This is a genomic window from Paraburkholderia kirstenboschensis (assembly GCF_032806925.1).
Lineage (GTDB): Bacteria > Pseudomonadota > Gammaproteobacteria > Burkholderiales > Burkholderiaceae > Paraburkholderia > Paraburkholderia kirstenboschensis.
The window spans coordinates 990,467-1,011,522 of the sequence record NZ_CP136511.1 but is presented as its reverse complement, the minus strand read 5'-3'; the positions used below and the strand labels follow the sequence as shown (position 1 = coordinate 1,011,522).

Annotated in this window: 20 protein-coding genes and 2 pseudogenes; 5 read left to right on the top strand and 17 right to left on the bottom strand. The window is 62.4% G+C overall.

What is annotated here, in order from left to right; translation table 11 throughout:
- Window positions 1–58: 58 nt before the first annotated feature.
- Window positions 59–634 (top strand): annotated as a pseudogene (locus RW095_RS05045) (amino acid ABC transporter ATP-binding protein); the annotation flags it as partial.
- Between the two features lie 55 nt (window positions 635–689).
- Here RW095_RS05045 and RW095_RS05040 read toward each other — a convergent pair.
- A complete protein-coding gene (locus RW095_RS05040) occupies window positions 690–1,400 on the bottom strand; it encodes an IS6 family transposase (protein ID WP_394365073.1) in 711 nt (236 codons plus the stop codon).
- A gap of 79 nt (window positions 1,401–1,479) precedes the next feature.
- Here RW095_RS05040 and RW095_RS05035 point away from each other — a divergent pair.
- From RW095_RS05035 to RW095_RS05025, 3 genes and pseudogenes are all read left to right on the top strand, one after another.
- Window positions 1,480–1,818 (top strand): annotated as a pseudogene (locus RW095_RS05035) (IS30 family transposase); the annotation flags it as partial.
- Window positions 1,819–1,833: 15 nt separating this feature from the next.
- Entirely contained in the window at window positions 1,834–2,565 is a 732-nt protein-coding gene (locus tag RW095_RS05030; protein ID WP_317014903.1) for an IS6 family transposase, read from the top strand.
- A 35-nt stretch (window positions 2,566–2,600) separates the two neighbouring features.
- A complete protein-coding gene (locus RW095_RS05025; RefSeq protein ID WP_317014901.1) occupies window positions 2,601–2,936 on the top strand; it encodes a hypothetical protein in 336 nt (111 codons plus the stop codon).
- Here the strand turns inward: RW095_RS05025 and RW095_RS05020 are convergent.
- Genes RW095_RS05020 through RW095_RS04995 form a run of 6 tightly spaced genes read right to left on the bottom strand, consistent with a single transcriptional unit; the run spans window position 2,912 to window position 9,060 of the window.
- A complete protein-coding gene (locus RW095_RS05020; RefSeq protein WP_317014900.1) occupies window positions 2,912–4,453 on the bottom strand; it encodes an amidohydrolase family protein in 1,542 nt (513 codons plus the stop codon). The genes RW095_RS05025 and RW095_RS05020 overlap by 25 nt on opposite strands.
- 29 nt (window positions 4,454–4,482) lie before the next feature.
- Window positions 4,483–5,364, bottom strand: a complete 882-nt coding sequence (locus tag RW095_RS05015; RefSeq protein WP_317014898.1) for a carbon-nitrogen hydrolase family protein — start codon at window positions 5,362–5,364, stop codon at window positions 4,483–4,485.
- Window positions 5,361–6,173 carry an ABC transporter ATP-binding protein gene (locus tag RW095_RS05010; RefSeq protein ID WP_317014897.1) on the bottom strand — a complete coding sequence of 271 codons (813 nt, stop codon included), beginning with the start codon at window positions 6,171–6,173 and terminating at the stop codon, window positions 5,361–5,363. The genes RW095_RS05015 and RW095_RS05010 overlap by 4 nt, the downstream gene beginning before the upstream one ends.
- A 1-nt stretch (window position 6,174) precedes the next feature.
- The gene (locus tag RW095_RS05005; protein WP_317014895.1) at window positions 6,175–7,074 is read right to left on the bottom strand and encodes an ABC transporter permease; all 900 of its coding nucleotides are present in this window, start codon (window positions 7,072–7,074) and stop codon (window positions 6,175–6,177) included.
- Complete coding sequence (locus RW095_RS05000) at window positions 7,071–8,132, bottom strand: ABC transporter substrate-binding protein (RefSeq protein WP_317014894.1); 1,062 nt, start codon at window positions 8,130–8,132, stop codon at window positions 7,071–7,073. Before RW095_RS05000 ends, RW095_RS05005 begins: the two co-directional genes overlap by 4 nt.
- Window positions 8,133–8,142: 10 nt before the next feature.
- Window positions 8,143–9,060, bottom strand: coding sequence for an ABC transporter substrate-binding protein (locus RW095_RS04995; protein ID WP_317014893.1), 918 nt, complete (start codon window positions 9,058–9,060; stop codon window positions 8,143–8,145).
- A gap of 474 nt (window positions 9,061–9,534) precedes the next feature.
- On the opposite strand from RW095_RS04995, the gene RW095_RS04990 reads away from it, so the two are divergent.
- Window positions 9,535–10,266, top strand: coding sequence for a GntR family transcriptional regulator (locus RW095_RS04990; RefSeq protein ID WP_317014892.1), 732 nt, complete (start codon window positions 9,535–9,537; stop codon window positions 10,264–10,266).
- A 12-nt stretch (window positions 10,267–10,278) separates the two neighbouring features.
- Here RW095_RS04990 and argE read toward each other — a convergent pair whose 3' ends face one another.
- The 10 genes from argE to RW095_RS04940 form a co-directional block, all read right to left on the bottom strand.
- Window positions 10,279–11,475 carry an acetylornithine deacetylase gene (gene argE, locus RW095_RS04985; RefSeq protein ID WP_317014891.1) on the bottom strand — a complete coding sequence of 399 codons (1,197 nt, stop codon included), beginning with the start codon at window positions 11,473–11,475 and terminating at the stop codon, window positions 10,279–10,281.
- A gap of 155 nt (window positions 11,476–11,630) precedes the next feature.
- On the bottom strand, window positions 11,631–13,130 hold the full coding sequence (locus RW095_RS04980; RefSeq protein ID WP_317014889.1) for an amidohydrolase family protein: 1,500 nt from the start codon (window positions 13,128–13,130) through the stop codon (window positions 11,631–11,633).
- A 39-nt stretch (window positions 13,131–13,169) separates the two neighbouring features.
- A complete protein-coding gene (locus RW095_RS04975; RefSeq protein WP_317014888.1) occupies window positions 13,170–14,018 on the bottom strand; it encodes an ABC transporter permease in 849 nt (282 codons plus the stop codon).
- Window positions 14,011–14,862, bottom strand: a complete 852-nt coding sequence (locus RW095_RS04970) for an ABC transporter permease (RefSeq protein WP_317014886.1) — start codon at window positions 14,860–14,862, stop codon at window positions 14,011–14,013. Before RW095_RS04970 ends, RW095_RS04975 begins: the two co-directional genes overlap by 8 nt.
- A gap of 6 nt (window positions 14,863–14,868) precedes the next feature.
- Window positions 14,869–15,927: an ABC transporter substrate-binding protein gene (locus tag RW095_RS04965; protein ID WP_317014885.1), complete on the bottom strand. Its 1,059-nt coding sequence runs from the start codon at window positions 15,925–15,927 to the stop codon at window positions 14,869–14,871.
- An 86-nt stretch (window positions 15,928–16,013) separates the two neighbouring features.
- Entirely contained in the window at window positions 16,014–17,201 is a 1,188-nt protein-coding gene (locus RW095_RS04960) for an ABC transporter ATP-binding protein (RefSeq protein ID WP_317014883.1), read from the bottom strand.
- Window positions 17,198–18,556 carry an amidohydrolase family protein gene (locus tag RW095_RS04955; RefSeq protein ID WP_317014882.1) on the bottom strand — a complete coding sequence of 453 codons (1,359 nt, stop codon included), beginning with the start codon at window positions 18,554–18,556 and terminating at the stop codon, window positions 17,198–17,200. The genes RW095_RS04960 and RW095_RS04955 overlap by 4 nt, the downstream gene beginning before the upstream one ends.
- A gap of 22 nt (window positions 18,557–18,578) precedes the next feature.
- The gene (locus tag RW095_RS04950; protein WP_317014880.1) at window positions 18,579–19,415 is read right to left on the bottom strand and encodes an amino acid ABC transporter ATP-binding protein; all 837 of its coding nucleotides are present in this window, start codon (window positions 19,413–19,415) and stop codon (window positions 18,579–18,581) included.
- A 22-nt stretch (window positions 19,416–19,437) separates the two neighbouring features.
- Complete coding sequence (locus RW095_RS04945) at window positions 19,438–20,085, bottom strand: amino acid ABC transporter permease (RefSeq protein ID WP_154565351.1); 648 nt, start codon at window positions 20,083–20,085, stop codon at window positions 19,438–19,440.
- Between the two features lie 13 nt (window positions 20,086–20,098).
- A complete protein-coding gene (locus RW095_RS04940) occupies window positions 20,099–20,956 on the bottom strand; it encodes a transporter substrate-binding domain-containing protein (RefSeq protein WP_317014879.1) in 858 nt (285 codons plus the stop codon).
- Window positions 20,957–21,056: the final 100 nt, after the last annotated feature.

Below are 21,056 nucleotides of genomic sequence, written 5' to 3'. Positions count from 1 at the left end.
CATGACTGCCGTACAAGCCGTCGATTCGGCGGCGAACGCCGCGAGCGCCGGCTCGGCCATGGTCGAGCTACAGGGCGTGCACAAATGGTACGAGAAGTTTCACGCGCTCAGGGACATTAATGTGCGCGTCGTCAAGGGCGAGCGCATCGTCATCAGCGGACCTTCGGGCTCGGGCAAGTCCACGATGATCCGCTGCATCAACCGCCTGGAGGAACACCAGCGCGGCAGGATCGTCGTCGACGGCGTGGAGCTCACGAGCGACGTGAAGAACATCGAGAAGGTCCGCAGCGAAGTGGGCATGGTGTTCCAGCACTTCATTCTGTTTCCCCATCTCACGGTCCTGGAGAACTGCGTGCTGGCGCCGATGTGGGTTCGCAAGATGCCGCGCAAGGCGGCGGAGCAGGCGGCGATGGAATATCTCGAGCGCGTGCGCATCCCGGAGCAGGCGAAAAAGTACCCCGGACAGCTCTCCGGCGGCCAGCAGCAGCGCGTGGCGATCGCCCGCAGCCTTTGCATGCGCCCCAAGGTGATGTTGTTCGACGAGCCCACGTCGGCGCTCGACCCGGAGATGATCAAGGAGGTGCTCGACGTTATGGTGGGGCTCGCCAAGTCCGGGATGACTATGATCTGCGTGAGGTTCTGGTGCAAATAGGAAAGCAGGTTGAGACGTTTCCTATCGGAAGGATACCTTATCGAGCGGACAGGACTGCATTCCATACGGCGGGCGCGGTAGCCTTCTTGAGGCCGAGCTCCGTGAGATCGAACTGGCCCTTGCGAATGCGATGCGACAATTCGATACCTGAAATTGTGGTCGCGGCGCTCCTGAACCGCTTGAATCCAAGCATCACGTTGGTTCTGGATTTGATGCGACGATGGTCCTGTTCGATCACGTTGTTCAGATATTTTGAGGACCGGACCTTCGTGTCTTCGGGCAGCAGACCATCGGCCTTCATCTCGCGCGCCGCGCGGTGCGAGGCTGCATAGCCATCGAGCGTGATGGTCTCCGGCGACCGGCCCTGATGCCTGATAGCCTTGCTGCAAAAGGCTTTGGCCACGGCCACGTCGCGCCTCGCCCTAAGTATGAAGTCCACCGTCTGGCCAGCCCGATCCACCGGCCGGTACAGGTACACCCATTTGCCGCGAATCTTCAGGTAGGTCTCGTCGACGCGCCACGAGCGACCAGCTGGCGTAGCAAAGCGGTTCCAGCGTTTGACGAACTCGGGCGTATAACGTCTCACCCAGCGCAGGATCGTCGTGTGAGCCAGCGATAATCCCCGTTCGGCCATCATCTCCACCAGATCGCGCAGGCTGAGCTTGTAGCGCAGATACCAGCGAACGCACAGGATGATGATCTCCCGATCAAAATGGCGTCCACCGAACAACTCCTCCAGACTCTTCAGCTTGCTCATCGCGGGTCATCAGTTCGTTTTGCTCCGACAACTCTAACCGATTCGCCGACCCTATTTGCAACAGAGCCCCCTGAAAAAGGAATTGCTTGAGCACTTGCGACGCTCTCGAACCATGCGCCGGTCCCGTCATCACACACTGAAAACTGAGGGACGCACGAACATTCGCGACGCCGTATCGATCAGTGAACGCCCCGCTACGGCGGAGGATCGCGCAATACCCGGGCACTGGGAAGGTGACTTGCTGTATGGCAACGCTACGAGCCAGATTGCAACTCTCGTCGAACGTCAAAGTCGATTCGTGATGCTGGTAAAAGGCGCCAGCAAGGATTCTGAGGCTGTGGTTGACGCGCTGATACGACACGCCAGCAAGTTACCTCGGGAAGGCTGTGTCAGCTTGACGGGGAGGCGGCGGTAGAATGAAGTGATGAAGAAAACGAAATCGCTTTATCACGGTCACCGCTTCCCAGCCGTCGTCATCAGCTGCGCGGTTCGCTGGTATTTCCGGTTCAGCCTGAGCCTTCGCGACATTGAGGAATTGTTGCTCGAGCGTGGTGTCGTGGTCACATACGAAACGATCCGTTGCTGGTGCGACAAGTTCGGCGCTCGATTCGCCCATTGTGCCAAAGCGGCGCGGCGCAAGCCGGGCAGCACATGGCATCTGGACGAAATGTTCGTGATGCTGCGCGGCGAGCCGTATCTGTTGTGGCGAGCGGTCGACGAGCATGGTGCCGAACTCGACGTGCTGGTGCAAAAGCGACGCGACAAGGCTGCGGCAAAGCGTTTCTTCCGGCGGGTGCTGCGTTCAAACCCGCTGCCGCGCAAGATCGTTACCGACCAGCTGCGCAGCTATCCAGCAGCAAAGGCTGACATTCCCGAGCTCGCTCATGTGAAGCACGTCTTCGTCAAAGCGGCTGCACGCGTGAACAACCGTGCCGAGAACAGCCACCAGACGGCCCGTAGGCGCGAACGCCAGATGTGCGGCTTTCGCGATGCGCGTCGCACGCAGGCATTCCTCTCATGCTTCGGCCCAATCAGGCAACACTTTGCGTTGCCCAGACATCAAATGAACGCAGCATGTCATCGTGCCGTACTCAAAGGACGCTTCGCCACATCGCATGGTTGGACTGTTACTGCGGCAGTCGAGGATGTTATCTGATAAGGATAACTACGCTTTACCTGCGCAGGTAGTCTATGTCCGCCAAGTTGACAGAGCCCGCCGTGTGCGTTCAGTGCAATCGTCGGACCGTCACCGAAGCGATGCCGAACCACCAGGTTCGTCACGCTGATCATGCCAGCCTGAGCGACAGCGTCTGCCGGCACGATGTATCGCTCAACTTCAAAGCCGAGCCCTTCCAGCGCGCGGGCGGTCAGATCGGCGTGACCCGCACAGTCGCCGGACGGGTTGTCGGAGGGCTCGCGAACGAGCGCGGCCAGAAATTCGACTTCGGCGTGGAAGCGATCGTCGATCGCTTCCAAAAGGGCTTGCGTTGTCATTCGATCCATCAGTTTCGGGATGAAGGAGCGTAAAACGGCTGACGCGGCGGCGTTTCGGCGAAGTAGTCGGCGTAAAACGCCTTTACATAGGGAAACACTGCCGCGCCCAATTCCCGCTCCGCCTGCTTGCGCTCGTTGCGCGGCTTCGCGAGCGTCTGTTCGATCTCGTTGAGGATCGCATCGCGATCCACGCGCGTGAACCGGCCATCCCGGTACACCACTTCGCCGGCAATCATCACGGCATCGACGGCGTTCGTCTTGGCACGCTGCATGAGCGCATCCAGCATGGGAATGTTGTCGTCCTGATACGGATACGTTGCAGTTTTCCAGTTCATCAACACCAGATCGGCCAGGCGTCCGGTTTCCAGGCGACCGATCTGTGCGCCGAACGGGGTGGTTCGAGCGCCATCCTCAGTGGCCATTTTCAGTATCTGTGGGCAGGTCGGCACGTCGTCGTCCATTCCCGGCGTGCGGTGTACGCGCAGTGCGAGGCGCATCTCCTGCAACATGTCGCGGTCTTCGTTGATACCCGCTTCGTCGAGCCCCATGCCGACCGTCACACCGTATTTGGCAAACGCATTCAGGGGTGCCACGCCACTGCGCAAACGTAGATTCGAACTGCAGTTATGGCAGATGCAGGTGCCGGTATGCGCGACCATCTCGATGTCTGCTTCCGTCAGCCACACACCATGGCCGAGGGTTAGCGACGGACCGAGCAGGCCGAGATCGTTCAGATGCGCGACCGCCGTCTTGCCCGTCCGGCGGCGCGCGTATTCCTTCTGATAGGCGGTTTCGAGCAAATGCATATGCATCGGTACGCCGGCTTTGTCGGCGCGTTCCTTGATGGCAAGCAGTGTCTCATCGCTGCACCAGTGCAGGTTGGCAGGTGCAAGCTGAATCCGGGTCAGCGATTGGCCTTCGTTGTCCTGTGTCAGCATGTCGAACAACTGCAGATGGTCGGCCAGCGGGACCCGCTGCGCTTTCAGATGCGCGGCGAGCTTCGCCCCGATGTCGGCCGGCAGGCGCTTGACGAAGTGTTCATCGGCTTCATAGACAAGCAGATTCTGCTCGCGCACGGCGAAGCTGTACGACGCGCGCATACCGATGTCCTGATAGGCCTTCAGAACGCCTGAAGCGGCTTCATGTATCGACGACAAAGGACCCGGCCGCCAACCGTGGATGTGCTGCACCGTGGTAATGCCGGACGCGATCATTTCGAACGCGGAGTAGAGCGTGTCGAGATAGAGATCGATCTCGCGCGTACCCATCCGGCTTGCAAACCACAGTTCCAGTGCGTGATCCGGAGAACCGTGTTGCAGCGGCGTCAGGCCGACGTGATGGTGACTGTTGACGAAGCCAGGCAGCAACACCGTATCGGGCGAGCCGAGACGCGGCGCGTTCGGATACTTTGCGATCAGCTGCTGCGCATCGCCGATCTCGACGATGACGCCATCGCGTTGATACAGCGCGCCGTCGCGGATGACCTCTGCGGTGTGCCGGTCGGCGACGCCCTTGACGATCCAGCCAGCGACAATCAATGTTTCGGACATGGTTGCTTTTACCTGAATGGAGGAGTGTTTCAGAACGATGGTGTGTCGTATAGATCGACACGCCGATGATCGAAGTAAGACAGCTTTTCGCGGGTCGCCGCGATCTCTGCATGCGCGAGCGTCGCGCTGACGATGCCAGGTCCTTCGTTGCCGGGCCGGCGGGCGAGTACAGCGCCGTCGGCGGCAATCACACACGACTCGCCATAGTTGTCGATGCGCACTCCATCGAGGAATTCGTCACCGATCTTGTTCGCGCAAACGACTGCTAGCCCATTTTCCCGCGCGTGCGTGCGCAGCTCCCCGACGAAGAAATCCATATCGTCGCCACCGCTGCCGGCGACGGGCACGATGACGAGATCGGCGCCGGCCGCACGCAACGCGCGCCAGCATTCTGGAAAGCGGCGGTCGTAGCAGACCAGAACGCCGATGCGCCACGCGCCTACCTGCACGACGTGCAGTGCGTCGCCAGGCGTGAAGTGCGCGGCTTCGTCGTAGCCGGGCGGCGGGTCGTCGCCGACAGGTAGATGAAGCTTGCGCGCAACCGGACCGGCGCGCAGCGGATTGCCGTCGGCGTCGAAGCCGAGCACGGCGTTGTGATACCGGCCACTAGCCCGATCGATTTCGTAGAACGGTACGAACAGCGCAATGCCACGCTGCCTGGCCAGCGCGGCGCACCGTGCGGCGAGGGGACCGTCGGCGGGCTCCGCCCAGTCACGATATTGCCCGCCCGGCGCGCTCGCGAAGTACGGCACCATCGAGAGCTCGGGCAAGACGATCAACTGGGCGCCATCATCGGCGGCGGCGTGCACGGCGGCAAATGCCACGGCCTCGTTTCTGGCAAGATCAGTCGTGCAGGGAGGCAATTGCAGTGCCGCGACCCGAAGTGTGCGCAGGGTTACCAGCCGATTCATCGGACCCGCTCCTGCTCGGCGAAGGCGCGATCGACTTCGTCGCGCATCAGGTCGGTCAGGTGGACGCTGAGATCGTGGAACGCCCGGCTGCGCGTGTCTCGCGGACGAGGAAGATCGACCGGAATGATGGTCTTGATGCGCCCCGGGCGTGCCGTAAACACGACAATGCGGTCGGCGAGCGCGATCGCTTCGTCGATGTGGTGAGTGACGAAGACCATCGATACATTGCTTCGTTGCCAGACCTGGATCAGGAAGTCCTGCATCTTGGCGCGCGTTTGCACGTCCAGCGCGGCGAACGGCTCGTCGAGCAGCAGTATCTCGGGTTTCAGCGCGAGTGCGCGTCCCACTGCTACACGCTGGCGCATGCCGCCCGAGAGCTGGTCGGGCCGTTTGTCGATGGCTTCGGACAAGCCGACACGCTCGAGAATTTCCTCTGCGATGCGCCGCCGGTTTTCTTTGGGCATGTGCTGCATTTTCAGGCCGAAGGTGATGTTTTCGCCCACGCTCAGCCACGGGAAGAGCGAGGCGTCCTGGAAGACGAGTCCACGGTCCGTGCCCGGTCCGCTCACCTCGGCGCCGCCGCACATGATGCGACCGCTGGATACCTGTTCCAGGCCTGAGATCAGATAGAGCAGGGTGCTTTTGCCGCACCCGCTTGGACCAAGGAACACGACGAATTCGCGGCGAGCGATATCCAGGTCGATATCACACAAGGCAACGAATGGTGCGCCGTCTGTCTGCCATGTTTTGCCGACGCCCTTGCAGGTGACGAGCGGCGGTTGCGCGGAAGCTGATTTGTTCTGGCTCATATCATTTCCCCAGACCGTTATTGGGCACCCAGAACAGCACCTTGCTCTGGACGATTCGCAGCGCAACGTCGAAGGCGAAGCCGGTGACGCCGATCAGGGTCATCGTGAAGAACGACAGGCTCGAGTTGAAGGTATTGCGCGCGAGCATGACGACCTGGCCGAGCCCGCTGCCGACGCCGGTCGCTTCCGCCACCAGTACGACCATCCACGCGCCGAACAGGTTCATGCGCAGCACCATGAAGAGCGATGGCAAAATGGCCGGCAGGATCACATGACGGAACGTCTGCGCGCGTGTCGCGCCCATCACGGCGGCAACGTTAAGGTGGTTGCGGCTGACGTTGTCGATCTGGCTGATCGTCGAGACGGTCATGACGAAAAAGAGCGAGATGAAGACCATGAAGACGGCTGGCGCATTGCCGATTCCGAACAGGAAGATCGCGACCGGCAGCCACGCAATCGGCGAGATGGGCGCCAGTAGCGTGATCGTCGGCAAGGTGAGGTTGCCGAACAGCCGGAAGTAGCGGATCGCGACGCCCATCGCCACGCTGCACACGAAGCCCAGCACCAGGCCGCTCAACACCCGCAACGTCGACGCGACGATGGTCATTGCGAGTGACTTGAGTGCGGTCGTGTTGGAAGTCTCGCCAATCACATCGGTTGGGATGAAGTACTGCGCTTGCGATGCGAAGTTGCGCAGGAAGATGTGCGGCGGCGGCAACAGAAGCGGATCTGCCCAGCCTGCCGCCCATGCCAGTTCCCATGCGGCGATGAAGCACGCCAGCGAGGCGACTCCCCAGCCAAGCGGCACAAGTCGCCGGACGAGGTTGGAGCGTGGCCGGCCACTTGCTGCCGGACGCACCACGCGCCGGTGCGCGAAGAGGGTCGTCGGATCGGCTTTCATGCGGATTTCAGCTTGAGCTGGCCATAGAGATCGCCGTTTTCCTTGATCACCTCAGTGAGCGGCCCCCAGTCGAACATGTCAGGGCCAGGCAGTCGCTTGATATAGCGCAGGTCCTTCAGATTCTGCGCGCGCTGCAGGATGAAATTCTGGTTGCTGCGCTGATCGATCATCGCTGGCTGTTTCGCGGCCGCGTCGAGCGTGGCGTCGTAGCTCGTTTTGAAGTACTTGCCGACGGTGTCCTTGACGGCCGAGGCGCGGTCCAGTTCTTCCTGATGCTGCCCGACCATCATCGCCTTGATCAGCGCCTTCACCGCACCGCGGTTTTCTTGTAGTAGCTTGCTGCGCACGGCGAGAACACAGTCGCTGTAGTTCGCGCCGTACACGTCAACGCCGTTCGAGAGTTGCACGGAGCCCGGCCGTGCTTTTAATGCCTGCGTTGCGTAAGGCTCGATGTGGCACATCGCATCGACGTTCCCGGCGATAAAAGCCTGCGCCAGCTCCGGCGACGTGCCGAAGTAGCGCACCTTCACGTCGGCGAAGCTCATGCCGGCTTTCTTCAGGTAGTCGTAGGGCAACATTTCGAGCGTATCGGCCTGGAATGTGCCGATGGTTTTGCCACGCAGTTGCGCCGCCGACGTGATGCCCGGCTGCGCGACGATCACGCAGCCCTGTACACCCGAACCTGCGACGATCTTGATCGGTGCGCCGGCATCGTAGAGCGTCATGAAGTTGGTGTACGGAACGACAGACACATCCACCACGCCCGCGCCGAACAGCGCGGCGATGTCGGCGTTCGACGGTGTCGTCACGAAGTCGAGCGTGACGCCCTGCGCGAGATTGCGTTCCTTGACGAGAAAGAACGGACAATTGCAGAGACCCGTACCGTGCGTCGCCTTGAGGGTCAGCGGTCCGGCCGCCATGGCCTGTGGAAGATAGGCACCGCCCAACGCCGCGGCGCCGGCCAGACACGCACCGCGCATCAGGAATTCGCGTCGCGTATTGCCGAGTTCGGTCAATGGGTAACCATTCTGGTCTTGCTGAACAAATTTCCTGAACATCGCGTGGTCCTTAGAGAGATTGAACGGCAGATGGGGAGATGAAAGTTTCCGCAGGCGACTGCGCGAGCGTCTGTGCCAGCAGGTCGAAGCTGAAAATCTCTCCGATCGAGCCTGAAACCTGCATTCGTCCGAGCGCTTCCAGCGACCGGGCACGTGCGAGAATGCACTCGCGAAGCGGGCGAATATCGATGATCGGCGGCTGCGCTACGATGCCGGCCAGCAGTTCGTCGAGCGTGAATTCGGGGTAGCGGTACGCGCTGGCGCGCAGGGCCTCGTGGGGATTGTTCGTGATTGCTTCCTGCGCATCGAGCATCGCGCGTAAGGCCGCGCGGATGATCTCAGGATGCGCGTCGAGAAAACTCTTGCGGGCGACGAGCAGCGTGTCGGGATAGTCGCTGCCCCAGGCGTGCAAACCGTCGCACAACACCTGGAAGCCGCGCAGCCGAAGGCGAGAAATCCAGGGTTCGATCAACGTCAGCGCCGCGAGGCGGCCGGCGGTCAGCTCGCCGAGCGCCTCGGCGAGCGACGGGTACAGTACGCGTTCGATCTGCATGGCGTCCATGCCGTGTACCCGCAGTGCATCGTGCAGCAGGACTTCCATTGGATCGTCGGGGAAAGTTCCTACACGCTGGCCGCGCAGATCGCTCATCGACAGGCCCGGCTGCCCCACGAGCGCCATGCCGAGCTTGCCGCTGCCACCGACAATGCGCAGTGGGTCGGGCCGGGCATGATCGACCAGCGGCTGTGTAAAGCCAGTGGTGCCGAGATCAGCCTCTCCGCTTCTCAGCAAAGCGGCGGTGGAGCTGAAATGTGCCAGCGGCGGTGCTTCGACCTGCAGGCCATGACGCTCGAACAGGCCGGTATCGACCGCAACGAACAACGCGAGATTGGAAAGCGCACTGCCGTGCGCCAGGAGCAGTTTTTGCATGACAGGATCTAGGGCGTCAGGGGAGTCGCGCGGCGGATGGCTGTCGCCCGCGAGGGCTTGACGACCTTTAGCGAAGACCGTGCCAGCGAGCGGGGCTTCGTGTGCGCTCAAGCGCATCGCTTTGTTTACAGGGTGTTGAGGATATTGTTTTTAATAAAACGCAAAAGTTGTACACAATTATGTCTCATCCTGTCTTCGAAAAACGCACCACAATGTGGCCGAAAGGCTGATTTCGCACCTTCATGTCGCGCTCGGCACAGTGGCTGGGCATCATGCGTTCAAGCCATCTTTAGCTTGACTTGCAAGGAAGGACGGACATAGTCGTACAATTTGCTTTCGCAACAAAAATACAATCTGGCATATAACTTGTGTGCACATCGGCGATAATCTGCACTGCGTCGAGGCAGTGCAATTGGTGTAGTCAACCGCGCACGTTGCCCTTGTCGTGATTCAATTCATTATTAGGACCCTTTCATGCCGACTGATAAGAAGAGGGTGAAGACGGCCGAAAACGAAGTGGCTGGCTCCTTCGACGGCGCGCATCGCCACGTGATTTACGAGCGCTTGATGAATGCGATTTCGGAGCATCGGCTGCAGCCCGGCACGAAGCTCTCCGAAGACCGGCTCGCCAGTATTTTCAACGTGAGCCGGACCACGGTGCGCTCGGTGTTGCAGCAACTGGCACACGAACTTGTCGTGACGATCGTGCCGCATCGCGGCGCTTTTGTTGCGAGCCCGACGGTGGAGGAGGCGCGCGAGCTGTTCGAGGCGCGGCGTCAGATCGAATTGCCGATCATCGAAAAGGTGTGCCGTTGCGCGACGAAGAAAGACCTGGCGCGTTTGCGCGCGCATGTGGCACAGGAACACGAGGCCCGTAAGCGTGATGACCGGCGCGCCACGGTACGGCTTTCAGGCGAATTCCACGTGATGCTCGCGCAGGTGTCGGGCAATCGCTTCGTCGAGCGTACGATGCGCGGCCTGCAGATGCTCACGTGCCTGACCATCCTGCTCTACAACGCGCCGACGGCGAAGGCGTGTCCGCATGACGAACATACGCGCCTGATCGATGCACTGGAAGCGGGCAATCTGAAGCTGGCGCAAAAAGTGATGATCGAGCATCTCGAACATATCGAAGCCACGCTCCGGTTGCATGAGCCCGCGGAAGAGCACGACGATCTGGAGGCGATCCTGTTCGATGGCCAGTGACGTCGGCGTGCTTCAATGCGCGGTGAGCGTGTCGAGAACCTGCCGCAGGAAGTGGTCGCATGCCGCGAGTTGCGACAACTCGACGGATTCGTCCGCCTTGTGGGCATCGTCGATGCTGCCAGGGCCGCAGATGACAGTCGGAATGCCAGCCTGCGAGAACAGGCCGGCCTCGGTACCGTAGGTCACCTTGCGTGTCTCGAAGTCGTTGCACAGGGTCCGCACGAGTTGCGTGACGGCGGCTTGTTCCGCGCTGTCGAGCGCCAGGGTCGTGCCGACCTTTTCAAACGAGATCGACGCCTCGCCGGCCACCGCGCGCATCTCCGGTTCCAGTTGCTCGCGGGCGTAGCGGGCGATCTGTTCGAAAAAGCGTTCTGGATCTTCTGACGGCAGGTTGCGATATTCGAAGAAGAATTCGCAATCTTCGGGAATCGTGTTGACGGCGACTCCGCCCTTGATCAGGCCGGTTTGCGCCGTCGAATACGGTACGTCGAATGCGCGATCGAACGGGCCGTTGCGACGCAGGGCATCGGCGGTATCGCGGATCCGGCAGATCAGGCGCGCGGCATATTCGATCGCGTTGACGCCGCTAGGCGTGCGCGACGAATGGGCGGCCACGCCCTTCACGCAGCATCGGTAGGCGTTGTTACCCTTGTGAGCGACGACGGGCCGCATGCTGGTCGGTTCGCCGACGATGCAGCCTGCCGGCCGAATGCCGCGTTCCGCGAGTTCAGCCAGAAGCAGGGGCGCACCGAGACAGCCGACCTCCTCGTCGAAAGAGAAGGCGAAATGAATAGGCTCGCGCAGCCGCCGCTTCTGGATGTCGGGCAACAGGCCGAGCGTCACCGCGATAAAACCTTTCATGTCGCACGAGCCGCGGCCGTAGAGCCGATCGCCGCGGATGGTCGGATCGAAGGGATCGCTTGACCAATTCTGGCCGGTTACGGGAACGACGTCGGTGTGCCCGGACAGCACGACGCCGCCATTCGTCTCCCCGTTAAAGGCCGGCAGTGTCGCGAACAGATTTGCTTTTTGCCTCGCCCTGTCATAGACCAGCAGCGTTTCTACGTAATGGGCTCGAAGGCGGTCCCGGATCGTTTCGATCAGGCCGAGATTCGAGCGGCTGCTCGTCGTATCGTAGCGAATCAGTTCGTCGGCCAACGCGAGATAGGTGGGGCGCGCGTTAGTGTCCAGTATTGGCTTATCAAACATCTTGTGTGCCGTCGGGCCCTCAGAATGGCATCGAACGATTGTAGGCGGACGAAATTCGCAATGTGTACGTCAACGTATGGGGCCCCGCAAAGCTGCGCGTCGCAACCCCGGCACCAGCTGGCATCTGGATTGCCTGGTGCAGGAGTCCGTCGTCGTCAACCGGCCAGTTTCGCTGCATGAGGTTGCCAGTCGGTCTGCAGCGCCTGGGCGCGCGCGTAGACCTTCTCCATCTCCGCGCGCAGCGGCGCGACGGATTCATCCGCGAGGTCGAACTCTCTGCCCAGTGCCTGGTAAGCGGCGTTGATCTCCCGCAGCAGCGCGCCTTCATCGACGCGCGTGAGTCGTCCGTTCCGCATGACTGCCTCGCCCGCGACAAACACGCTGTCGATAGCGGCGCCGCGCTCGGCATACACCAGTTGTCGCACCGGATCGGTTAACGGCGCGAAGCTGATCACGTCAGTCCGGTAAGCGACCAGGTCGGCGCGATAACCCGGCTCGATTGCACCGAGCTGGCTGCCTAGTCCGAGCGCCGTCGCGCCGCCAATTGTCCCCGCATGCAGCGCTTCAGCTGCGGACAACCAGCGCGAATAATCGTCGCCGCGTATCTTCGACACCGCTGCGGCGCTGCCAAGCACGTTGAGCATATTGACGGTGACCGTCGACGCGCAGCCGTCGGAGCCGAGACTCACGTTGACGCCTGCATCGAGCAGCGCTCGCACCGGTTGAATGCCCGAGCCGAGCATCAGATTGCTCCATGGATTGTGCTGCACGCTCGCACCCGACCGAACCAGACACGCGATCTCCGCATCCGACAACCAGACCGCGTGGATCAGGGACGTGCCTGGCCGCAGAAATTCGAGTTCGGCAAGGCGCATCACCATGGACTTGCCGTAGAAGGCTTGCGCCGTTACCACCTGCAAGCGGGTTTCCTGAACGTGGATGATGACCGGCAGATCATGGGTGTCGGCGAATTCGCGGCAACGCGCGAGAAATTCTGGCGTGCAGCGCTGCGGTGCGGAAGGGGCGAGCAGCATGCCCACCCGATCATGCTGGGGATGGTGATGGCCCAACTCGCTTTCCAGCAGCGCGAAGAACGCATCGGGAGAGGGCCGCGGCTGCGCACGTAGTTGCGCAAGCAGCGCGGGCGGGAAGATGCTGTCGACCTCCGGGAAGTTATCGACGATCGCGCGATCCATCATCGAGAACCCCACGAGCGCGCGAATTCCCGCGTCCTCGTAGGCCTGGAAGATAGCGTCGACGGCGGCGGGGTCAATGGCCTGACCGAGGCTCACATCGTCGACGAGCGTGGTTGTGCCGCTGCGCAGCGATTCGAGCGCGCCAATCAGCGTTCGCAGATAGACCTGGCGCGGCGTCAGCTTCACGGGGCGCGGCGCGCGAACGTAGTGCATCCACAACTCGAGCGGCAGGTTTTCGAGCCGTCCCTTGTGAAAATGCTCATGCGAATGTTGATGGCCATTGATAAGCCCCGGCACCAGCAGGCAGTCGTCGAGCGGTATGCGTTCGCCGTCGGTCGCGCTGCCGCCCGGCACGATGGCGGCGATGCGCTCGCCTTCGATCACGACGTCCACCCGCCGCTCCTCATAGCGCTGTTGGGTGCCGTGTAATGCCCTGACGTTGGAGAGTATCTTGCGCACGGTTTCTGCCTGTTCGAATGACGGTCTTGGCTGCAACGGTTAGCGAAATTGCCGGGACAAGCCGGTGAGCCGCTCCATCAGCAGCATGGAAATCAAGGTGGCGATAATCAGTACGCCCGAGGCCGCGGCCGCCCGCACGTCGAGGCTGTCCTCGATGATGTGCCACAGGTGGATCGGCAACACTTCGGAGCGCGCGTCCGAGAGGAATAGCGACAGCGCGACGTTATCGAACGAATTCATGAACGCGATGAACGCTCCCGATGCAATGCCCGGCACCAGCGCCGGCAGTACGACGCGGCGGAACGTGAACCAGCCGCCCGCGCCGAGGCAGGTCGAGCTGTCGAGCAGCGCCGGATCGAGCTGCGCATAACTGGCCGAGGTCGTGTACAGCACATACGGTGCGCACAGCGCGATATGTCCGGCGAGCAGACTGTAGAACGAGAGCCCGGCGCTTTCGAGGTTGAACAGGATCAGGATACCCAACCCCAGCGCCAGCGACGGAATGGTCAGCGGCGCCATGAAAAACGAATCGAGCAGTCGCACGCCGAAGGTACGCCGGCGCGCGAGCGTCACCGCGGCGGCGACCGCCAGCACGGTCGCGCAGGCGGTTGCAGCGGCAGCCAGCTTCAGGCTCAACAGCAGATCGTCAATGATCTCCGGCGAATCAAAGATCAGCGCTCGATACCAGCGCAATGACAGCCCCGGCGGCGGAAACTTCAGCGAGTAGCCCGACGTGAGCGACGTCACCAGCACGATCAACGTGGGCCCGATCAGCATCAACAGACCGATGCCACCCAAGAATCCCATCACTGCATGGAACGACAGGCGGCCCTGATGGGAGCGGCGCGCTGGCATGAGCCCCGGCGCGGCAAGCGTGGATCTAGCCATGGACGAATCCTCTGGTCTTGCGGCCAAAATAGTTGAGCAAGGTCACCACGAACAGCACGCTTGCCAGCAGAATCACGGCAAGCGTCGCTGCAAACGGATAGTTCTGCGTCTGGATGGCCTGTTCGTAGATGTAGAACGGCATGTACATCAGCTGGCCGCCGCCCACCAGGGTTTGAACCACGAACGCGCTGACCGCGCCGGTAAACACCAGCAAGGTTCCGCTGAGCAAACCCGGCATCGCAAGCGGCACGGTGATCTTCCACCAGGTGCGCCAGCTGCTGCCGCCCAGCGCATGCGACGCCTCGGGCAAGCGCGTGTCGAGCGAAGTGAGCGTGGTGACGAGCGGCAACACCATCAACGGCAATTCGATCTGCGCAAGCGAGAAAATCACCGCCAGCGGCGTGTACAGGAGCTTGACCGGTTGGCCCGTGTGCCCGAGCGCCATCAGCAGCGCGTTGACCAGCCCTTCATTGCCGAGAATGACGACCCACGCAAACGTGCGCACCACCGAACTGGTCAGAAGCGGCAGCAGGATCAGCACGATCAACACGCGCCGCCAGGGCGGCGGGCTCACCACGTACAGATGCGCGACCGGATAGCCGAGCACGATCGTCACGAGCGTGGTCGCCACACCAAGCCAGAGCGTTTGCCAGAGGATGCCGCGGTTATAGCTGTCGCCAAAGAAGACCATGTATTGGCGAATGCCGACATGCGTCATGGCGGTGTCGTTGTGCAGGCTGATCAGCGCGACGAGCAATAGCGGCACGCCCACAAACGCGATGAAGAACAAGCCCAGCGGCAGCACGAGCAGCCAGTCGCGCGGCATCCGGTGATTCGCGTTCATGATGCGTCAGACCTTGACCAGACGGTTGAAACGGTCGATATATTCAGCGCGGCGCGGATTGATGCGTGCCCAGTCGACCTGCACGAACGACGTCATGTCATTGGCGTTATGAGCGACAGCGGCGAGCGCCGCGCCAAACGGCACCTTCGTGTTGGTCGGCGCGACGTAGTAGGGCGCGCTCGTCATCTGCTGCTGCACTTCGACGCTCAACGCGGTGTTGATGTATGCGGCGGCGAGATCCGCCGCCTGGGTGTTCTTCACGATATTCATCGTGCTGCGCACCATGCCCCAGTTGCTGTCAGGGCGCGCGAGCGCCACCGGCACGCCCTTGGCCTTCAGCGATTCCACGTTGTTGATGTAGTGGCAGGCAATATCCACCTGACCTTGCTGGAACAGCGTGCCGAGTGCGCCCGGATTGGCGGCAACCGCGCCGACGTTCGGCATCAGCCGCTTGATGTAATCGAAGGCCGGGTCCATGTGATCCTCGTCGCCGCCCAGCATTTTGGCGAGCGCCACCATCCATACCGTGCCCAAGGTGGAGTCGAGACTCACGAGGCCGACGCGGCCCTTGAATTCCGGCTTGAGCAGATCATTCCAGGATTTCGGCGCGGTCTTCACGCGCTCCGTGTTGTACGCGATGCCATAGACCTGCGCGGACACATAGACGCCCAGACCCTTCGGGTCGACGAAGTGCGCGGGCAGATTCGCCAGGTTCGGCACCCGGGCTGCCGGAATGGGTTCGAACAAGCCCTGCGCGATGCCCTGCAGGTAGGGACCCTCGTCCATCATGACCACGTCGAACGGCGGGTTGTTGCGCGCGGCCACCAGCTTGGTCAGCGTGTCGACCGCTTGCGATGCGGTGAGCACGGCGCTCACGCCCGCAGCCTTGCGAAACGCGGGCAACAGGATCTTGCGTTGCGACTCTTCCCACGCACCGGGAAACGTGGTGGCGGCGAGCGATGCGGACGCAGCCATGGCAAGCGGGCTGCCGAGCGACAGGCCGACAGTTCCCGCTGCTCCCATCAGTTGCAGGAGCTTGCGACGTTGGTGATCGATCAGCGACATAGAACCTCTGGATGGGTAGTTAAACAGGATGAACCCGCGATAACGAAGCGGGCGGCACATTGCACCTGGACGATCGTGCCCATGCGCTAAACACCTGCGGTACTGGGTTGCGCCGCCTTGAACGTGCGCACCCGCGCACCCGGCTTGAAATCGAGCGCGACGCGCATGCCCGGGCGCAAGTCGGCACCCTCTGCGCGCGGCACGGAAATCTTCACGGTCTGTCCGGCATCGGTCTGCAGATCGACCACCAGCGTGGGACCGATCGGCATCGCCAGTTGCACTGTAGCCAGTAGCTGACGCGCGCTGGCGCCGGGCTGCGGCAACTGCCACGCCCATTGCTCGGGGCGAACCGCCAGCAGCGCCGCGCCGGCGTCGCGCCACGGGCCGGGCTCAGCAACGGTCAGCACGGCGCCATCGTCGAAGGTTGCCAGGCACTGGTCGCCGTGCACGCGCAAGGTGACCGGCAGCAGATTCGCCGTGCCGACGAAGGTGGCGACGAAGGGGGTTGCGGGCTGATCGTAGATCGCGACCGCCGGGTCGTATTGTTCGAGCCGCCCGCGATTGAGCACCGCGACCCGGTCGGCCATGCTCATGGCCTCTTCCTGATCGTGCGTCACCATCACGGTCGTGATGTTCAATTCGCGCTGCAGACGGCGGATTTCGATCTGCATATCGAGCCGCAGGTTTTTGTCCAGCGCCGCAAAAGGCTCGTCGAGCAGCAGGATGCGCGGCTCGACGGCAAGCGTACGGGCCAGTGCCACGCGTTGCTGCTGACCGCCCGACAACTCGCGCGGATAGCGTTTCGCAAATGCTTCCATGCGCACCATCTCGAGCATCTGCAGCGCCTTGCGAGCGGCATCACGACGCGCGACGCCGTTGGCTTCCAGACCGTAGGCGACGTTGGCGGCGACCGTCATGTGCGGAAACAGCGCGTAGTTCTGGAAGACAATGCCCACGCCGCGCTGGCGTGGCGCAAGGCCGTCCACGCGTTGCCCGCCGATATGCACTTCGCCCTCGGACTGCACTTGCAGACCGGCAAGGATGCGCAACAAAGTGCTCTTGCCACAGCCCGACGGGCCGAGCAACGCAACCAGTTCGCCTGCGGCAATTTCAAGTGTGACGTCTTCGATCACCGGCACGGCGGCGAAACGATGCCGGATGCCGCGCATCTGCACGGCGGCACCGGTTTGCGAGGTGCGTGCCTGCGAAGCTGCAAGTTGGGCGCCCGCTGCGCTGTGCTTCGACTGTGAAACGACAGTGTGCGGGGTGCTCATGCGCTTGCCCTCTTGCATAGTTGCGTGGCGGCGTGCTTTCCAGCGGCGATCACGGCATCGGCGTCGCAACGGGTGGGGGCGCCGCCGTCCACCACAATCTCCCCGTCCACGATGACCGTCTCGACATCGCGCCCAAGGCCGGTATGCACCAGCGTGCCCAACGGATTGGGGTGCGGTGTCAGATGCGCGCGCTGGAAATTGAACACGGCGAGGTCTGCCAGCCAGCCCGTCTTGAGGCAACCGAGTTCGTCGCCGAGGCCCATGGCCTGCGCGCCGTTGCACGTCGCCATGGCGAGCGCATCGGCGGGCTGCCAGTCCGCCGAGACTTCGCCCAACTGGATGCGCGCAATGGCCAGCGCCCAGCGCATGACCTCGGTCATATCGCCGTGCATGTTATCGGTGCCCAATGCAATGCGCGCGCCCGCGCCGCGCAGACGCGGCGTGGGCGCCATCGTGCCGCCCGTCGCGTTGCCCTTGGGGATGTGCGCTACCGTGATGCCAGCCCGTCCGACGCGTGCAATGTCCTCATCGTCCAGATACAGGCAGTGCGCCGCCACGAGCCTTTCGTTGAGCAGTCCGACCTCGTCGAGCAGCTGCGCGGGGCTTTTACCGGAACGCTGCTTCACCACGCTGACTTCGGTACGGCTTTGCGCGAGATGAGTCGTCACGCCCAGATCATGCGTGCGTGCTGCGTCGGCAATCAGACGCAGAAAGTCGTCGGAGCAGGTGTCGGGCGCGTGAACGGCGAGTTGGACGCCGGTGCGCCCGTTGTGCTTGCGATGCCAGCGGCCAGCGAGCGCCAGCGCGTCGTTGAGCGTGCGCTCGCCGGTCGCGGCATGGTATTCCCAACGCCCGTCCGCGACGCCGGAAAAATCGACGTCGTGCAGGCGGCCGCATGAATAAACACGCAGGCCGAGCTCGGCCATGGCTTCCATCGTCAGGTCTGCGTGGACGTAGCTGTCGTTGATCAGCGTCGAGCCGAACAGCATCGCTTCGAGTGCGCCGAGACGCGCCAGCGCGATAGCTTCGTCCGGGCGCACGTCATGACCGTGCGGAATCCCTGGTGTGTAGGCGGGCGCGAAGCCCAGGTCTTCGGCGACGCCGCGCACCATTGTCAGAATGGCGTGGGTATGGACGTTCACGTAGCCGGGCACGATGACGCGTCCGGCAAGCCGGCGCGTGGTCCGCGCGCGTGTCTGCACAGGCAGATCCTGCGCGCGGCCGACAAAAGCGAGGCGGTTGCCGCGTATGCCGATGGCCGCGTCGTTCAGCAGCGGTTGAGCCGGGTCCATCGTCACGACGGTGGCGCCGTGCAGCAAAAGGTCGAGGTCAAGCTCGATAGGTGGGACAGTCATCAGTCAGGTGGTCCGGTTCGGTTCAGGTGTGCAGGTGCTTCAGGAAACGCCGGGTGCGCTCTTCGCGCGGACGGCCGAAGACGTCGCCGGGCGTACCTTGTTCGACGACCGTGCCGACATCCATGAAGACAACCCGATGCGCGACGTTGCGCGCGAAGCTCATTTCGTGTGTCACGACCATCATCGTCATTCGGGCCGCGGCGAGATCGCGCATCACGTCGAGCACTTCGTTGACGAGTTCCGGGTCGAGCGCCGAGGTCGGCTCGTCGAACAGGATCATCTGCGGCTCCATCGCGAGCGCGCGGGCAATCGCCACGCGTTGCTGCTGGCCGCCCGAGAGTTGCGCGGGCCGCTTGTTGACGTGCTGCGCGAGGTGGACTTTTTCCAACGCAACTTGTGCGCGGGCGCGGGCCGCATCGCGCGAGAGTCCCAGCACACGCTGCGGGCCGGCGGCGACGTTATCCAGCGCACTCAGATGCGCGAACAGGTTGAAGCGCTGAAACACGAAGCCGAAGCGGCTGCGTTGGCGCGCCAGTTCGGCTTCGGGCAGCGCGCGGCCGTGTTCCGACAGCCCGATACGCTGGCCGCCAAGGCGGATCGTGCCGCCGTCCGGCCTCTCCAGGAAGTTGAGACAGCGCAGGAGCGTGGTCTTGCCCGAACCCGACGGCCCGATCAGAACCACGGTCTCGCCGTGCCCGACCTCCAGCGAGACGGAGGGCAGAATGACCTTGTCGCCGAAGCGCTTGTGCAGTCCTTCTATGGACAGCAGCGGTGCAGCTGCGCGTTCATGCACGACGCGCGTGGCGGCGTCCATGGCGGACGCTGCGGGCAGGTCAGAGGCGGTAACGGTGGAAGACATGGTGGAACCCGAGCTGATGAAGTCAGTATTGCGGCAGCCGCCGCTCCAGGTAGCGCGACAGCCACGCCAGCGCCGAAATCAACGCGTAGTAGTAGAGGGCGATCAGCAGGAAAATCTCGAACGGTGAAAAATACGTTGCGATGATTTCCTGACCGGCGTGCGTGAGCTCATACACGGAGATCGCAGACAGCAGCGCCGAACCTTTGATTAGCGAGATCAGTTCGTTGGTGAGCGGCGGCAGGATGCGCCGCCACGCTTGTGGAAAGAGCACGTGCAGAACGATCTGGCCGTGACGCATGCCGATGGATTGCGCGGCTTCGGTCTGGCCGCGATCGACCGACTGCATGCTGGCGCGTACGATTTCGCAGATGAAGCCGCCCGCGTTCAGACTGAGCGCGATGACGCCGGCCCAGTACTCGTTGAAGTTGATGCCGATGACGGGCAGCGCAAAATAGACGAGAAAGATCTGCACGAGCAGCGGTGTGCCGCGCACGAAATCGACATACGCCAGTACGGCGATGCGAACCGCCCTGAAGCGGCTGAGCGCACCGAAACCCAGCGCGAAGCCGAGCACGATGCCAATCGCGATGGCTGCGAGGCAAACCTTGAGCGTGGCGAGCAGGCCGACCGCGAGGATCGGCAACGCCATGACGATAATGCTCCAGTCCATGGACGCCGCGCTCTCAGGACAGCACCGGAATCGCATCCGGCAAGTTCATGTCGAAACCAAACCACTTCTGCTGCAGCGTATGCAACGTGCCGTCTGCTTTGAACATGTGCAGTTGCTGGTCGATAAAGCCGATCAGCGCGGTGTCATCCGTACGTGCTGCGATGCCCGCCCAGTTATCCGCGCCGATGCCCTTGACGATGGCGTATTTGCCTGGCGCATTCTTCAGGACGAGCGCAAGCGTCGGCAATGTGTTGAGCACGCCGTCCACTTTGCCTTCTGCCAGTGCGATATAGGCGGCCGGATGGTCGTCGAAGGTTTTCACTTGCTTGAAACCCGTGCCGCCCGCTGCTTTCAATTGGGCATCGAGTTTCGGCTCGAGTATCTGACCGGGCGAGCCGAGCTTGAGTCCGAGCACCTTGCCGTTCATGCCGGTGAGGCTGGTGACCTTCTTCTGATCCGCCGCACGAATCAGTAATGCCTGCGAGGCCTCGACGTAAGGCACGGAGAAGTCCACGTGCTTTTCGCGCTCGGCCGTGTAGCTCAGGCTGCTCATCACCAGATCGAACTTCTTTGTGTAGAGCGATGGAATCACGCCCGACCAGACCGTGTCGATGAACTGCGCCTTGACGCCGAGATTGCGGCAAAACGCGTTGGCCAGATCCACGTCGTAGCCGATCATCGCGCCGCTCGTGTCGCGATACGTCAGCGGCGGATAGGTCGCTTCGCAGCCGATGCGCAGCACGCCGGCCTTCCTGATGTCGTCAAGCGTGAGCCCGGCGGCCATCGCAAAGCGGGGCAGGCCGATCGACAACAGGGCTGCACCCGCGCCAGCACGTTGGAGGAATTGGCGACGCGAAAATCGTTCGGACATCAGACTCTCCAGGGAAAATCACAATTCGTTCGCTATAAAGACAGGGTGTAAAGCGGCGCCGAAGGTGCCGAAAAGCACCGCGCGTTCCGCGCGAGCCCGC